The organism is Nocardia arthritidis NBRC 100137 (assembly GCF_001612765.1).
GTDB lineage: Bacteria > Actinomycetota > Actinomycetes > Mycobacteriales > Mycobacteriaceae > Nocardia > Nocardia arthritidis.
Window position 1 is genome coordinate 130,301 of sequence record NZ_BDBB01000017.1, and the last position, 17,180, is coordinate 147,480.

Genomic DNA, 17,180 nt, shown 5'->3' on the forward strand with positions numbered 1-17,180 from the left:
ATGTCGGATGATGGGTATGACCTACGGGTCTTGCTGACGCGGGCGCTCCGCCGGATACAGGAGTTGGAGGCGCGGCCGCAGCACGAGCCGATCGCCATCGTGGGAATCGCCTGCCGTTTTCCCGGCGGTGCGGAAACTCCGCAGCAGTACTGGGAACTGCTGTCCTCGGGCCGCGATGCGATCGTCGAGGCGCCGGAAACCCGTTGGGCGGTAGCGGATTCCGCACCTCGGCGAGCGCGGCGGCGGGCCGGTCTGCTGGCAGGTCCGATCGATGCCATCGATGCCGAGTTCCTCGGCATCGCGCCGCGCGAAGCGGCGTCGATGGATCCACAGCAGCGGCTGGCGCTCGAAGTCGCTTGGGAGGCGATGGAAGACGCCGCGCTGGTGCCGAACAGCCCGGCCACGGCGCGCACCGGGGTCTTTTTGGGCGTCAGCTGGCAGGAGTACCAGCGCACGATCACACCGGACTGGGTGAATTCGGTGGACGCGCACACGCTCACCGGGACGATGTCGAGCATTGTCGCCGGGCGGGTGTCCTATGTGCTGGGGTTGCGCGGTCCCGCCGTGGCGATCGACACGGCGTGTTCGTCATCGCTGGTGGCGGTGCATCAGGCATGTCGCAGCCTGCGGGCGGGGGAGTGCGACGTCGCGTTGGCGGGCGGGGTTAATCTGCTGCAATCCGAGCTCACCTCGGAGGCGCTGGCCCGCATGGGTGCGCTTTCACCGGACGGGCACTGTCGTCCATTCGACGCTCGCGCCAACGGGTATGTGCGCGGCGAGGGCGCGGGAATCATTGTCCTGAAGACGCTTTCGCGAGCGATCGCCGACGGCGACGCGATCAGGGCGCTCATCCGCGGCTCGAGTGTGAACCACGACGGTCGTTCCATGGGGTTGACCGCGCCGAACCCGACGGCCCAGCGCGAACTGCTGCGCGACGCGCTGACCGACGCCGGATGCGCCGCCGACGCGATCGGTTACGTGGAGACGCACGGCACCGGCACGCCGCTGGGCGATCCGATCGAGATCGAGGCGCTGTCCCAGGTTCTCGGTGCGCCGCGGGCGGACGGGTCGGTGTGCCTGCTGGGGTCGGTGAAGTCGCAGATCGGTCACCTCGAGGCGGCCGCGGGTGTCGCCGGGCTGATCAAGGTGGTGTTGCAACTCGAGCACGAACGCGTTCCGCGTCAGCACGATTTCGCCACGATGAACCCCAAGATCACGCTCGACGGCACGGCGCTGGCGCTGCCGACCCGCGATGTCATCTGGCCGCGCACGGAGCGGACGCGGCTGGCGGGCGTGAGCTCGTTCGGTTTCGCGGGCACCAACGCGCATGTGGTGCTGGAGCAGGCGCCCGCACCACAGCCACGTGCGGACCCGGAAGGACCGGCGCTGCTCGCTCTTTCGGCACGCACCCCGTCCGCGCTCGACGTCCTGTCTCGCCGCTACGCCGAGCAGATGGAGCGACCAGAGATGCCGCTCGCCGATGCCGCCGCCACCGCGGCGCTGGGCCGCACGCATCTCACGCACCGTCGCGCGGTCGTGGCGCGAACGGCCGAGGAGGCGGCGCGCCGGCTCGCAGAACCTTCACCTCGATCGACGGACTCGATCCCGGGCAAGCCGCGGATCGCGATGCTGTTCACGGGACAAGGCGCGCAGTATGCGGGGATGGGTGCGGCGCTCGACCGCAGATATCCGGCTTTCCGCGCGGCGCTCGACCGCTGTGACGAGTTGCTCGGGCCGCTTCCGGGCGGAGTCCGTCTGCGGTCGCTGTTGTTCGAGGCGAACGAGGCGTTGCTGACCCACACCGAGTACGCGCAACCGGCTCTGTTCGCGGTCGAATGGGCGTGCGCGGAACTGTGGGCGGCGTTCGGCATTCGACCCGATGTCGTGCTGGGACACAGCCTCGGTGAACTGGTCGCGGCGACGGTCGCGGGGGTGTTCGACCTCGACGCCGGGTTGCGACTGGCCGCCGAACGCGGCCGGTTGATGCAAGCGATGCCCCAGCGCGGGGCGATGGCGGCGGTCTTCGCCGCACCCGAGGAATTCGGAACGCTGTGGGAGGAACTCGCGGCGAGTGTGTCGGTGGCCGCGGTCAACAGCCCCGGACAGTTCGTCGTCTCCGGAGCGGTGGAGGCGGTGGAGCGGGTGATGCGAGCCGCCGAGGAACGGTCGGTTCGCACGGTGCGGTTGCCCGGCACGACGGCGTTCCACTCGCCTCTGTTGGATCCGATGCTGGCGGACTTCGAGGCCCGGGTCGCCGAGTTGGTGCCCGCCCCGCGCGTGGCGGCGATTCCGCTGGTGTCGAACGTCACCGGCGCGCGGCTCGAAGGCCCCGTGGATGCCGCGTACTGGCGTGCGCATGCTCGCGGCACCGTCCGTTTCGCCGAGGGCCTGCGCGCGGCCACCGAGTTGGGCGTGGACGCGTACCTCGAGGTGGGACCGCATCCGGTGCTGCTGGAATTCGGGCGGCACGCCGATCCTGATGCCCTGTGGCTGCCGAGTATGCGCCGCACCGCCACCGATGACGAGGTGCTGCTGACCGGCCTCGGCGAGCTGTACTGCGCCGGCGCGGAGATCGAGTGGGCCTCGGTGGTGCCCCCGGACGCGCGGCGGCGCAACGGTCTGCCCACCTATCCTTTCGAGCGAGAGCGGGTCACTGTGCCGATCGCCGGCTCCTCTGCGCGCACCGGATACCTTGCCGAGCACCGGTTTCGGGACCGGGCGGTGGTGCCCGCGGCGGAACTCGCGTTGCGCGCGCTGCGTGCGGCCGGAGGCACCGACGACGAGCTGATCGATTTCGTCGCCGCGCGGCCGGTGCCGCTGGAGGAACTGGCCGAGCCGCACGTGTCCGTTGCGGGAGACCGCACCGAAGTGCGGTTTCAGGTCGACAACGGCAGTGTCACCGCGGTTTCCGCCGCGGTTCGCGCCGCCGCGAGTGAAACGCGCGACCCCGGCGAACTGTCCGCGGCGCGGCTCGCGCTGACCACCGGATGGGATGTCGAAGACTTCTATCGTCGCTGCGCGGACGCCGGATTGACGTTCGGTCCACGATTCCGCTGGCTTTCGCGGTTGCAGCTGGGCGAGGGCAGCGTGCTGGCCGAATTGAAACGCCCGGCGGAACTGGCCGACGAACCAGACGCCTGGCTGCCCTGTCTGCTGGATGCCGCGGTGCAGACCGGTCTCGCGTTGGTGTCCAGGGACAGCGACACGGCTCGACTGCCGATTGGTATCGGCCGTTTGCGTTTGTCCAGCGTGAACGCGGATGCCACTGCGTGGGCGCTGGCCGAGCGCACCGACCGCACGGTTCGGATCACTGTTTTCGATACCGCCGGCGCGGTGGTCTGCGATATCGAAGGCGTATGGTTCGCCGAGTCCGGCACTGCCGGGCAGTCGCAGGATCGGGATCGCATGTCCGGCCTCACTCACCGCCCCCTCTGGGAACCCGCCATGGGGTTGCCGAGCGGACGGGGCCCTGCCGCCGTATTGGTGATCGGCGTCGGGCAACAGGCCGAGCGGCTCGCCGCCGCCTTGCGTGCCGCGGGCACCGATGCGGTGCCAGTGGAGCGCACGACCGATCCGGCCCGGTGGCCCCGCGACGAGCGGGCAGTGATCTATCTGTCCGATGCCGAAGCGGACGACACTGCCGAAGCGGCGCGTGTAGAAACGCGATTCGCTCTGAGTGCTGTGCAACGGATGGCTCGGGCAGTCACCGACGCACCGCTGTACCTGGTGACCGTTGGGGCAACCGGAGCACTGTCCGGCGAACCCGTGCGCCCGGCCGCCGCAACCCTGTGCGGACTGGGGGCGGTTGTGCGCACCGAGCTTCCCGAGTTGCGCTGCCGTCTGATCGATCTGCCCGTCGGCGCGCGCTGCGACGACCATCGCTTGGTGAGCGAAATCTGTTCCGATGCGGCGGACGCAGTGGTTGCTTTGCGCGGACGCCACCGCTACACGATGCGGATGCAGCCCTCCGATGAGTTCGCGGCAGCTCCTCAGTTGGATCGTGGCGGTGCGTATCTGATCACCGGCGGTCGTGGAGCGCTGGGGTCGACCGCCGCGCGCATCCTGGCGGAGGCCGGTGCGGGCATGGTCGTGCTCGCCGGTCGCAGCGCCCCTGGCCCGGAAGACGAGCAGGAGATGGCGCGGATCGCCGCCTCGGGGGCGGATGTCGAGACCGCGGTGGCCGACGTAGAAGACCGGGAGGCGTTGTCCCGGCTGCTCGCTCGCTTCGGTCGCGAGCTTCCGAGGCTGGCCGGGGTGGTGCATTGCGCGGGTGTTCTGGACGACGCCCTGCTGATCGAGCAGACCCCGAGCCACATCGATCGGGTGTTCGCGGGAAAGGTCGCCGGCGCTTGGCACCTGCATGAGCTGACCGCGGACAGGTCGCTGGATCTGTTCGTGCTGTTCTCGTCGGTCAGCGCCGTAGTGGGCACGGCCGGGCAGGGCAACTACGCCGCGGCGAACGCGTATCTCGATGGCCTCGCCCGCCTGCGTGCGGCGCAAGGGCTGACCGCGGTGAGCATCGCGTGGGGCCCATGGGCGGGGACCGGCATGGCCGCGGAACTGAGCGACACGGCCCGCCGAGCGTGGGCACGCCACGGCGTCGCCGAACTGGCCGCCGAGGACGGTGTTCGAGCGCTGCGCTCGCTGCTGTCGGCCGAGGGAGTCGTCGCGGTGTTCCCCTCCGTCACAGACGTTCCGGCGGAGCAGGAGGCGATAAACCAGGGCGACTCGCAGGATGTTCGAATCACGCGTGAGCCGGCGGAACTGCTCGATCTGGTGCGCACCCACGCCATGACGGCGCTCGGCCGCACGACCGCCGTTTCCGATCGCACGCCCCTGCGGGAACTCGGGCTGGATTCGATGATGGCCGTCGAGCTGCGCAACGCGCTCTCCGCTGATCTGGGTGTGCGACTTCCGGCGACCCTGCTGTTCGATCATCCGACCGTCGCCGCGGTATCCGAGGAGATCGCCCGGCTCGATGCGAAGTCAGCGCCCGGCCGCACGGGTCGAGAGCAAGCCGCACAGCGACCGACCACGCGCACCTCTGAGCAGCTCACGCCACCGGTGTACCCACCTGAACTCCCGGTTACACCTAGTACACCGAACGTGGCGCAGCTCACAGCGGGCGAAATAGGCGCGGCCGCGGACGATTACGCCGACGCCATCGCGATCATCGGCATGGGCTGCCGCTATCCCGGTGGCGTGCGCGGCCCTGCCGACCTGTGGCACTTGCTCACCACCGAAACCGACGCGGTGACCGAGGTGCCCGCGCAGCGCTGGGATGTGAACGCCGTCTTCGATCCGGACCCGGACGCCGAGGGCAAGACCTACACGCGTTGGGGCGGCTTCGTCGACGGTGTCGAGGATTTCGACGCGGGATTCTTCGACATCTCCGTCGGCGAGGCGCGGATGCTCGACCCGCAGCAGCGGTTGTTGCTCGAAACGTCGTGGGAGGCCCTGGAACATGCCGGTTATCCCGCGAGCCGTCTGGAAGGCAGCCGGACCGGCGTCTTCGTCGGTCTGATGTCCAATGACTATGCCGAACGGATGGCGCGGGCCGGTGTCGCCCCCGACGCCTGGTTCGGCACCGGCAATCTGTCCAGCGTCGCCTCCGGGCGGCTGTCGTACTTCCTCGGCGTGAACGGTCCGAGTCTGACCATCGACACCGCGTGCTCCTCGTCGCTGGTGACGGTGCATGCGGCGGTGCGCAGTCTGCGCAGCGGCGAATGCGATCTGGCGTTGGCCGGCGGTGCCACCGTCGTGCTCACGCCCTCGCTCGACATCTACTTCGCCCGGGCGCGCGGCCTGGCCGCCGACGGCCGGTGCAAGACCTTCGACGCGCGTGCCGACGGGGTGGTCTGGAGTGACGGGGCGGGGGTGCTCGTGCTCAAGCGGCTGGCGGACGCCCAACGCGACGGCGATCGGGTGCTGGGGCTGGTGCGCGGCTCGGCGGTCAATTCCGACGGTCGTAGTCAGGGATTGAGCGCGCCGAATGGTCCGGCGCAGGAACGAGTCATCCGTGCGGCGCTGGCGGACGCGGCGGTCGAGGCGGGCGACATCGAGTACATCGAAGCGCACGGCACCGGCACCGCGCTCGGTGACCCGATCGAGGTTCACGCCCTCGCCTCGGTGCTCGGCGAAAACCGCACCGAGGCCGCGCCGCTGTGGATCGGGTCGGTGAAGTCGAATCTCGGCCACACCCAGGCGGCGGCAGGCATCGCCAACATCATCAAGGTGATCGAGTCGATGCGGCACGAGCGCATTCCCGCCTCGCTGCACTTCCGTTCGGGCAATCCACACATCGATTGGGATTCGATCGCGGTCCGCGTTGTCGCCGAGGAGCGACCGTGGCGGCGTTCGCGGCGACCGCGGCGGGCGGGGGTGAGCGCCTTCGGGATCAGCGGGACGAACGCGCACGTGGTGATCGAAGAAGCGCCTCAGGTCTCCGAAACCGGTGCGGTGGCCGTTTCCGGGCCCTACCTGCTGGTGCTGTCGGCGAAGAGCGCTGAGGCCCTGCGTGCGCTGGCGGCTCACTACCGCGATTTGCTGGTCGCCCGTCCGGAGACGGCATTGCTGGATGTGTGCGCATCCGCTGCCGTCGGCCGTACACATTTCGGTGAGCGCGTCGCGATCGGCTTCGATACCGCCGCGCAGTTGCGCGCCGCGCTCGAGGATGTCGCCTCGGGAGTGACCGCGAGCGGGTCGGTCGTCGAGGTGACGAATGGTTCGGTCGAGCTGGGTCGCCGGTATGCCGCGGGGGACGAGATCGACTGGGCGACGGTATATTCCGGTCACCGGTGGCGCCGTGTCGACCTGCCGACGTATCCGTTCCAGCGGAAACGGCACTGGCTGGAGCTCGAGCCGCGCTCGGAGGACACCGGCTCGTCGCACACCTTGCGGCTGGCACCGGAGATGTTCGACGGACACCGGCTGCGTGGCGTGCCGACGGCACCCGCAGCGTGGTTGTGTGTTCGGTTGAACGACATCGCCGCTCGGTTGCCCGGGAAGTGGGAGGTCGCCGGGCTGCGATTGATCAAGCCGCTGGAGGTCACCGCCGAAGCGGTGGTGCGGGTCGTGCTCGACCCCGGCACGGACGGCTACGACGTGCGCTTCGTCGGCCCCGGCGATGCTCGGACCAGCTTTGCGACAGCGACTCTCATTGCTGCAGCCGATGATTCGGTCGAATCGCACGATGATGTGGCGAGTGATTCGGACGCGCGGGTCTGGCCCGCCTACTACGACACCGTGGCTGGGCTGGGCCTCGAGCTGGGCCCCAACTACCGCTGCGCCCTCGACTTCCGGCGGATCAGCGACACCGAGTCCGAGGCCGTGTTCCGTCTGCCGGGTAACGGCATACCCGTGCTCGACCCGATCGTGCTCGATGCCTGCTTGCACAGCATCGTGGTCACCGCCAACGGAGGCGAAGGGATGTTTTTGCCCTCCGAGATCGGTCGTGCTCGATTCTTCTGCGGTCCGCAGCTCGGAGAATCGATCGTCCGATGCCGGGTGCGCGTGACCGAACGCAGTGCGCGCGCCATCGTCGGTGACGCCACGCTGCACTCGGCGTCCGGGCGACCGCTCGCCGCTTTGCGGGGGGTGAGCCTGCTCAGCGCGAAACCCGACGCTGTATCGAAAGCCGTCGCAGCCGACTCGTCCAGGCTCGGACGTCTGCTGCACCACCTGGAATGGGTTCCCGTCGAGAGTGGCGCGTCGGCGACACAGCAGCCGGCAGGTCGCTGGTTGATCTTCGGTGACGGGCCGGTCGGTGCTGCCGTCGCCGCCGGACTGGGCGCGCGCGGCATCGAAACCGTGGTTGTTCGCCCGGAGGACGAGCACGCTGCCGACACCGTTTCGTCGGCGACCACGCACCCATTCCATGGTGTCGTGTTCGCGTGGACGTCGGCGACCACGCAGACTCGTATCGAAGCCGTCTTGCGGTTGACCCGCGCGCTGGATTCGGGGGCGCACCGTCCTGCCGCGCTGTGGTTGCTGACGGTGAACGCCCAGCGTGTCGCTCCGGCCGACCGGCCGGACCCCGATCAGGCACTGCTGTGGGGCTTCGGACGCACGCTGACCACCGAGCACCCCGAGTTCGGGTGTCGCTTGCTGGATCTGTCCGCCGGATCGTCCGTCGACAGCGCACTGATCGTCGACGGCTTGCTCGGCGGTCACACCGGAGAGTTCGCGATTCGGGACGGCCGTTGGCTGACAGCTCGTCTCGCCGACGGCCTCGCGCCCGCCGACGACTACCGGTTGGTCGCCGACCGCTCCGGCGACTTCGACCGGATGCGGTTGACGTCCGCAACGCGGCGCGCACCGGCGTCCGGTGAGGTCGAAATCGCTATCGCCGCGACCGGTCTCAACCCTCACGACCTGTGGGTGGCCTCGGGCATACATCCAGAAGGTGTGCTGCCGTTGGGCTCGGAATGCGCGGGCCGGATCACCGCGGTCGGCGCCGGCGTCGAGGGACTCGCGATAGGTGACCGTGTTGTCGCCTTGGCGACTGACAGTTTCGCTCGTCACGTGACGGTGAATGAGGGCATGGTGGCCCGGCTGCCGGATCACCTCTCCTTCGCCGAAGGCGCGACCGTGCCGTACTCCTTCACCGCCGCCTGGCACGCGCTGTTCGACCTGGGCGAGCTGCGCGCGGGGGACTGTGTGCTCGTCAACGCCGCCGCCGACGGCATCGGCATGGCCGCTGTCGAGCTGGCCGCGCACGTCGGCGCGCAGGTGCTCGCGACCGCCGCGCTGTGTCGCTGGGCTGAGAGCGCGGGTCTGCCGGTCACGCGGGTCGATACCTGGCGCGGCGACGAGGTGGGCGAACGCGTTCGGGCGGCGACCGCGGGGCGCGGAGTGGATGTCGTCGTCGACAGCTTGGGGGACGGCTTCGCCGCGCGTGCCCCCGAGATCCTGTGCGCAGGAGGTCGATTCGTCGAGGTCATCGATCCGGTGCAGACCGGCACGGTTCACCCGCGCGACGACATCGACCATAGGCCGTTCGATCCGGCCGCTGTCGGCCCGCGGCGGCTCGGCGCGATTCTGCGCGACGTGATGGACCTGTTCGACCAGCATGCACTGACTGCGCTGCCGCACGCGGTGCACGGTATCGACCGTGCCGCCGAGGCGTTCCGCGCCATGTCGCAACGAAATCATCCGGGTCGCGTCGTCCTGCTCGGCAGGGATGGCCCCGGCGCGCGCGGGGACCGGTTGCCCGATGGCACATACCTGGTGACCGGAGGGTTCGGCGGCCTCGGTGCGGCGGCCGCACGGTGGCTGGCCGACCGTGGCGCCCGGCACCTGGTGCTGGTCGGCAGAAGCGCACCGGACGCGGCCGGGGAGCGGCTGCTGGAATCGCTGCGCGCCGTCGGAGTCGGTGTGACGGCGCGGCAGGCGGATGTCAGCGAGCGTGCGGCGGTCGCGGCACTGTTGCGCGGCATCGCGGAGTCCGAGTTCCCACCGCTGCGCGGCGTGATCCACTGCGCGGGAGTGCTCGATGACGGCGTGGTGACCGAGCAGACCTGGTCGAGGTTCGAGACCGTGCTCGGGCCCAAATATCACGCGGCGCGTCACCTCGACGAGCTCACCCGAGACCAGCGATTGGAACTTTTCGTCACCTACTCCTCGGTGGCGGGCCTGCTCGGCACACCGGGTCAGGCGAACTACGCCGCGGCCAATGCGGCCTTGGACGCGCTGGCCTGGCGGCGGCGGGCCGAGGGACTGCCCGCGCTGAGCGTCGGGTGGGGACCGTTCGCGGATGTGGGTATGGCCGCCGATCGGTCCGATGTCACCGCGCGGCTTGGGCGGCGCGGTCTGCCGCCGCTGTATCGGGACGATGCGGTCGCGGCGCTCGAGCATCTCCTTCGGCACGACAGCACTGCTCCGGGCGTCTTCGAATTCGTGCCGGAACGGTGGTATGCGCACCGGGCGCCGCACGTCGCGATGGCAGCGCCGCTGCGAACCCGACCGGAGACCACTCGGGGATCGGAGCCGCCGGTGGCGTCGAACGACATCGCCTCCCTGGAGGCGCTGGTGCAGCGCGTCGCGATGCGCGTACTGGACAGGGCTGGAGAACTCGATCCGGATGTGCCATTGCACGACACCGGGGTCGACTCCCTCACGGGGATGGAGTTGCGCGCCGCGCTCGCCACCGAGGTGGGGATGCCGTTGCCGGCGGGGCTCGTCTTCGACTACCCGACCGTGCGTGACATCGCGCGGTTCCTGCACCGAAAGGGTGTGCCCGCCTCCACTGGAGGCGAGCACGAAACCGCCGATTACGTGCCTCCGGTCGAGCCCGCAGCGCACTCTGCGGTTCCGTCCACGCCGCAACCTCCGGTCACGCCCACGACACACACCGCGGTCACCTCCACGCACCAACTTCCGGTGCCGCGGCCGCGAGAACAGCCGGTGGAGGGGAACATTTCGGCCGCACGGGAGCCCAGAAGCGACCAGCCCACCGACGACCCGATCGTCATCGTCGGCATGAGCTGCCGTTTCCCCGGCGGAGTGCGCACACCGGAAGACTTCTGGGACCTGCTGTGGCATGGACGCGACGCGATCACCGAAGTGCCGCCGCAGCGCTGGGACATCGACGCCTACTACGACCCCGACCAGGCGGCCCTGGGCACGATGTACACCCGCTGGGGCGGCTTCGTCGACGGTGCCGACGAATTCGATCCCGCGTTCTTCGGTATCGGAGCGGCGGAGGCGCGCGCGATGGACCCGCAGCAACGCCTGCTGCTTGAGACCAGCTGGGAGGCGCTGGAGCGCTCGGGCCGCGCACCCGGCACGCTGGCGGGCAGCCGCACCGGCGTGTTCGTCGGCCTGTGTTTCAGCGAGTATGCGGCAACACCGACCCGCGCCGCCCAGCCGACCGCGATCGGCGCCTACTCGGTGATCGGTTCGGCGCCGAGCGTGGCGGCCGGGCGCTTGGCCTACGTCCTCGGACTGCAAGGCCCGGCGATGACACTCGATACGGCATGCTCCTCGTCGCTGGTGGCGCTGCAAGCCGCCTCGGACGGATTGCGCGCGGGCCGTTGCGATCTGGCGCTGGTAGGTGGAGTCAACCTCCAACTGGCGCCGGAGACCACCATCGGTTTCTGCCGTCTGGCCTCGCTCTCGCCCGACGGACGATCGCGCGCGTTCGACGCCGACGCCAACGGCTACGTCCGCGCCGACGGTTGTGGCGTGCTGGTGCTGACCCGGCTGTCGCAGGCCCGCCGCAACGGCGATCGGGTGCTGGCCGTGGTGCGTGGCGTCGCGGTGAATCATGACGGCCGATCCAACGGTCTCACCGCACCCAACGGCCCGGCCCAGCAACGCGTCATCACCGACGCTCTGGAGCGGGCGGGCGTGCGGCCGGACGCGGTGGACTATGTCGAGACGCACGGCACCGGCACCCCGCTCGGTGATCCGATCGAGGCCACCGCGCTGGCCGAGGTGTACGGTGCGGGCCGCGCGCAGCCGCTGCTCATCGGGTCGGTCAAGACCAATATCGGGCATGCCGAGGCGGCGGCCGGTGTCGCGGGAGTCATCAAAGCGGTGCTGATGTTGCAGCACCACCGGATACCGCCGAGCCTGCACTTCCACACACCCAACCCGCTGATCGATTGGGCCGCGCTGCCGCTGGAAGTGGTGCGCGAAGCGCGGGACTGGCCGTGCACCGGCCACGAACCGGCGATCGGGATCAGCTCCTTCGGGATGAGCGGCACCAACGCGCACGTCGTTCTGGCGCAGGGCGACCCGGCACCGGTGCCACGGGCGGAATCGCCGGCTGCGGAAGTACTCGTCCTGTCCGCACGCGACGAAACAGCCCTCGCCGACAGCGCCCGGCGCTGGGCCGACGAAATCGACTCGGCCGGTTCGCGATTCGGTGATCTGGCCTACACCGCCGCGACCGGCCGCACTCATTTCGAAGAGCGGCTCGCGGTGGTCGCCGAGACCGGAGCCGCCGCGGCGCGGGAGCTGCGGAGCCGGCCGACCTCGATCCGTGGGCGGGTGCAGCGGACAGCGCGCGCGAAGGTGGCGCTGCTGTTCACCGGGCAGGGATCGCAGTACCCCGGCATGGCACGTGAGTTGTTCGAATCCGAGCCGGTCTTCCGCGACGCCGTGCGGCGCTGCGACACGGTGCTGGGACCGATCGCGGACGGGATCGGGCTTGTCGAAGCGGTGTACGCAGATCACGGTCCAGAGTTGTTGCGTAGCACGATGTTCACCCAACCGGTGTTGTTCGCCGTCGAGTGGGCGCTGTGGGAACTGTGGCGGGCATGGGGAATCACTCCGGCGGCGGTGCTCGGGCACAGCGTCGGGGAGTTCGTCGCCGCCTGCGCGGCGGGCGCGATGACCATGGAGGACGCCCTGCGCCTGGTCGCCGCGCGCGGGCGGCTGATGCAGCGCCTGCCGGACGGCGGCGGGATGGTGGCCGTCGACGCTCCGGCCGAGCAGGTTTCCCCGCTCGTCGCACGATACGAACCCGCGGTGTCGATCGCCGGCTACAACGGACCGGCGCAGGTGGTGGTCGCAGGTCCACGAGCCGCCCTCGATCTGCTGCGGGAGGAGTTGTCGGCCGGCGGTATCCGGACCGCCGAACTCGCCGTCTCGCATGCCTTCCACTCCGCGGCGATGGATCCGATCCTCGACGATCTCGCCGCGGCGGCCGCGGGCGCGACGATGTACGACCCCGCGATCCCGCTGGTCTCGAACCTCACCGGCGCGCCGCTGCGCGCAGGGGAACTCACGCCGGAGTACTGGGCGCGGCATGCGCGTCAGCCGGTGCGGTTCGCCCAGGGCATGCGGGCCATGGCCGAGCTGGGGATGAGTGACTTCCTCGAAATCGGTCCGCAGCCGACGTTGTCCGCGCTCGGCGAGCGAGTGCTGGGCGGCTCGGCACGGTTCACGGCCTCGCTGCGACGCGGACGCGGTGATCGCGAGACGATGATGACGGCGCTCGGGCAGCTGTATGTGGCGGGCGTGCCGGTGAACTGGGAGCAGGTGCACCGGCCGCGCGATCGGCGGCGTGTGCTCGCCCCGACGTATCCGTTTCAGCGGCAACATTATTGGATCGACTCTCGACCCGCGACAGCCGCGTCGACGCCACCGGGTCACGCTGGGCCGAGGTCGGATCTCGCGGTGCGATCCGAAGGCGCACTCACGGAGCGAGACACCTCACCGGTGCGATTCGCGGGCCGCTCATCACGACCCGACGACGCGCCGCTTCCGGATCCGAACCCCGCTGCCCCTGAGTACTCCAGCGCTGCGGTGCCGACTCCCACTCGACAGGCAGGCCGTTCCGGGTATCCGAATTCGCACGGGGCGGAGTCTTTCGATCTGGTGCTCGGGCCGGAGTCTCCGCGCTATCTGGCCGATCACGTCGTCGATCGGGCTGTCGTCGTACCGGGAGCGTGGTTCGTCGCGACGATCGCCGACGCCGCGCGTGAACTCGTCGCCGGTGACATCGTCGCGATCGAGGACCTCGTGATCGCCCGCGGTCTCACGCTGAGCGGCCCGCAGCCGGTGCGGGTGAACGTCGAGCCGACCGGCGACGGGTGGGCGGTGCAGGTGTCGACCGAAGGTTCCGGCACGCACGCCCGCGCTCACGTCCACACCGGAACGCGCCGGATTCCGGGCGGTCCCAGCCTGGCGGAAATCCTCGGCGCCTGTCCGGAACACCTCGCCGCGGCGAACTTCTACGAGCTGCTGGCCCGAGCGGGACTGCCCTACGGCCCGGCGTTCCGCCGTGTCACCGGCGTGCGCTTCGGCCGCGGCGAAGCCCTGGTCACGTTGTCGGAGCCCGACATCGAAAGCGGCGCGGGCATGGTGCATCCGGTTCTGCTGGACGCGGCGTTCCAAGCCACCTACGCGGCGATGTCGCCGAGGGCCGAGGAGCAGACGTGGGTGCCGTTCGCGATCGACCAGGCACTCGTCTCGCTCGCGGCGGGCACCGTCCGATTCGGCCATGTGCGCGTCGTCGAGCAGACGCCACAGCTGTGTGTCGCCGATGTTCGACTGCTCGATGAGGAGGGTCGCCCGGTGCTGGTCGCGAACGGATTGCGCGTGATGCCGACACCCACGCCGAACGCGGGCGGGCAGCCGTCCCGTGTGCCGCACGATCGGACCGTCACGGACGCCTACCGCATCGACTGGCTGGAGACCGGCACGGCACTGCCCGCCTCGGCGACCGGGCGCTGGCTGATCATCGGCGCGCCCGGAGACTTCACCGAGGGACTCGCCGACGCTTTGCGGGCGCGCGGGGCGGAGTGCGTCCTGGCCCGGCCCGGCAATGGTTTCGCGTTCTGTGCCGAAAACGAATTCGAGGTCGACCTGAGTGTCCCCGCAGCGGTGCGTGCGCTGCTCGGCGCGGTGAGCGACCGGCGAACATCGTTGCGCGGGATCGTCTCCGCGGTCGCCCTCTCCACCGACGATGCCTCGGCGCCGGTCGCCGCGGAGCGTCTGGTGGTGGGCGCTGTGCATCTCGTGCAGGCCGCGGCACTGGCCGGAGAGCCCGCGGTGTGGCTGCTCACCCGCCACGGTCAACGGGTCGATCCCACCGATCAGGTGGCTCCCGAGCAGTCCGCGCTGTGGGGCTTCGCCCGCAGTGCGCAGCTTGAGCACCGCGAAATCGGTTGTCGAATCGTCGATCTCGATCAGCTGGGCGACATCCGCTCGGTGGTCGACGCGCTCGTCATGCCGGAGGCGCCGCGCCAGCTCGCGCTGCGCCGGGGGCGTCGGCGTGTGCCGCGGCTGGTGCCGTTGGAAGTCGCGCCGGGCGAGTCGGCGGTGGCGTCCGCAGCGGGGGGGACGGTGCTGATCACCGGTGGTCTCGGCGGAGTCGGCTTGCGGCTGGCTCGCTGGTTCGTCGACCAGGGTTGGCCGGAGCTGGTGCTCGCGGGGCGGTCGGCACCCGATGCCCGAGCGGAGTCGGTCGTCGCGGAGTTGCGGGGGCGGGGTGCGCGGATCGTGGTGCGGTCGCTCGACGTCGCCGATCACGACGCCGTGACGGCCACGCTGGACTGGATCGACCGCGAGCTGCCGCCACTGGCGGGCGTGGTGCATCTGGCCGGGGTGCTCGATGACGGCGTGGTCGCCGAGCAGACGGCGACACGCGTCGGGCGGGTTCTCGCGCCGAAGACGTTCGGCGCGTGGCACCTGCACGAGTTGACCGCGGGTCGTTCTTTGCGTTTCTTCCTGATGTTCTCCTCGGCCGCGGCGGTGGTCGGTTTGCCCGGGCAGTCCAGCTACGCCGCCGCCAACGCCTTCCTCGACGGTGTGGCCGAGTCGCGTAGCGCGGCGGGCTCGCCCGCGCTGTCGATCGCGTGGGGTCCGTGGGCGGACACCGGGATGGTCGAGCGACTCGGCAGCGGCGCCGTGCAGCGGCTGGCCCGGCGTGGCTACGGCATGCTGCGCCCCGAACATGCCTTCGACACGCTCGCCCACCTCCTCGGTTCGGTACTACCGGCGGCGGTCACCGTGCTGCCGCTCGCTCGGCCGGAGGCAGGCGGAGCCGACGTGCCGGACGTGCTGCGGGATTCGGTCGCGCCCACTGTCGCGGATGTCGACAACGTCCCCGCCGCAGGCGATCCGACCGCCGAGATGGAGAGCCTGGTTCGGCGCTGCCTCGGCCTGGCGCCCGGTGACGACCTCGATCGTCCGCTGCACGAACTCGGGCTGGATTCGGTCGCGGCCCTCGAGATCCGCGACGAACTGTCCCGCCGCAGCGGTCACCGCCTGCCCGCGACGCTGGCGTTCGAGTACCCCACCCCGCGCGCCGTCGTCGGCCTGCTGGTGCGGCTCGGATCCGCTGCCGAGCCGTTCGTGCCGCCGTCGATCGAGAGCCATGGCGATTCCTCCGATCGAACGGCGGCGCGGACGCCCGCTCCCACGAGGCACAACGCGGATGCTTCGATCACACCGAACGGGGACACTCGGCCGCAGACTGCCGACAACGGATTCGCAGCACGCTTCAAGCAGCCCGGAACCAACGGTGCGTCGGCTCCCGCCGGCCGCTCATTCGCGGACGACCGGCAGCTCATACACCAGCCGCTCGACCAACGCGCCGCGGCCGACTCATTCGCGACACCGACCGCAGTCGACCCGACCACCGCTTCGGATGCCGGCCGCGGCACCGGCGCGGTAGGGGATATCGCGATCGTGGGTGTCAGCGGCCGCTACCCGGGCGCCGACGGACTCGACGCGTATTGGCGGGTGCTGGTCGAGGGACAAGACTGCGTCACCGAGATCCCGCCGCACCGCTGGGACCACACCCGCTATTTCGTTCCCGACCGGCACAACCCGTTCACCTCCTACACCAAGTGGGGTGGGTTCCTCGACGACGTCGACTGTTTCGATCCGCTGTTCTTCGCCATCTCTCCGCGCGAGGCGGAAATCCTGGACCCGCAAGAGCGGCTGTTCCTGCAAACCGCCTGGGCCGCATTGGAAGACGCCGGACATTCCCGCGCCGACCTGGCCCGTGGCGGCCTGCGCCCGGAGCAGGCCGGGGTGTTCGTCGGCGTGATGTGGGGGACCTACCAGATGTTCGGGGCCGAGGAGTCCCGGCTGGGGCGCGGCACGCTGCCCGGGTCGACGTTCTGGAGCATTCCCAACCGCGTCTCGCACGCCTTGGACTTCCAAGGGCCGAGCATGGCGGTCGACACGGCGTGCTCGTCCTCGCTCACCGCGCTGCACCTGGCCTGCCAGAGCATCCGCACCGGTGAATGCAGGCTGGCGGTGGTCGGCGGCGTCAATCTGTCCTTGCATCCCTACAAGTTCGTCGCGCTCAGCCAAGGGCAGTTCGCCTCCACCGACGGCCGCTGCCGCTCCTTCGGCGCGGGCGGCGACGGGTATGTGGCCAGTGAGGGCGTCGGGGCGATGGTGCTGCGGCCGCTGGCCGACGCCGAAGTTGACGGCGACACCATCTACGGCGTCATCAAGGGCACCGCGATCAATCACGGCGGTCGCGTCAACGGGTTCACGGTGCCCAACCCCGACGTGCAGGCGGCGGTGATCCGCTCGGCGCTGCGCGCCGGAGGGGTCGACCCGGCATCGGTGTCCTACATCGAAGCGCACGGCACCGGCACCGCACTGGGTGATCCGATCGAAATCGCGGGACTGTCCAAGGTTTTCGGTCGCTCCGGTGTGTCCGAGCTGCCGATCGGCTCGGTGAAGTCCAATGTGGGCCACCTCGAGGC

The 17,180-nt window shown here is 70.1% G+C and carries 1 protein-coding gene (cut by a window edge); it reads left to right on the forward strand.

Features of this window, described 5'->3' with window-relative positions:
- Nucleotides 1-17,180, forward strand: the 5' portion of a protein-coding gene (locus NA8_RS33795; RefSeq protein ID WP_169810506.1) for a type I polyketide synthase. 4,249 nt of this gene lie beyond the right edge of the window; 17,180 of the gene's 21,429 nt are visible here — the first part of the coding sequence; it begins with the start codon at nt 1-3; its stop codon lies off the right edge, out of view.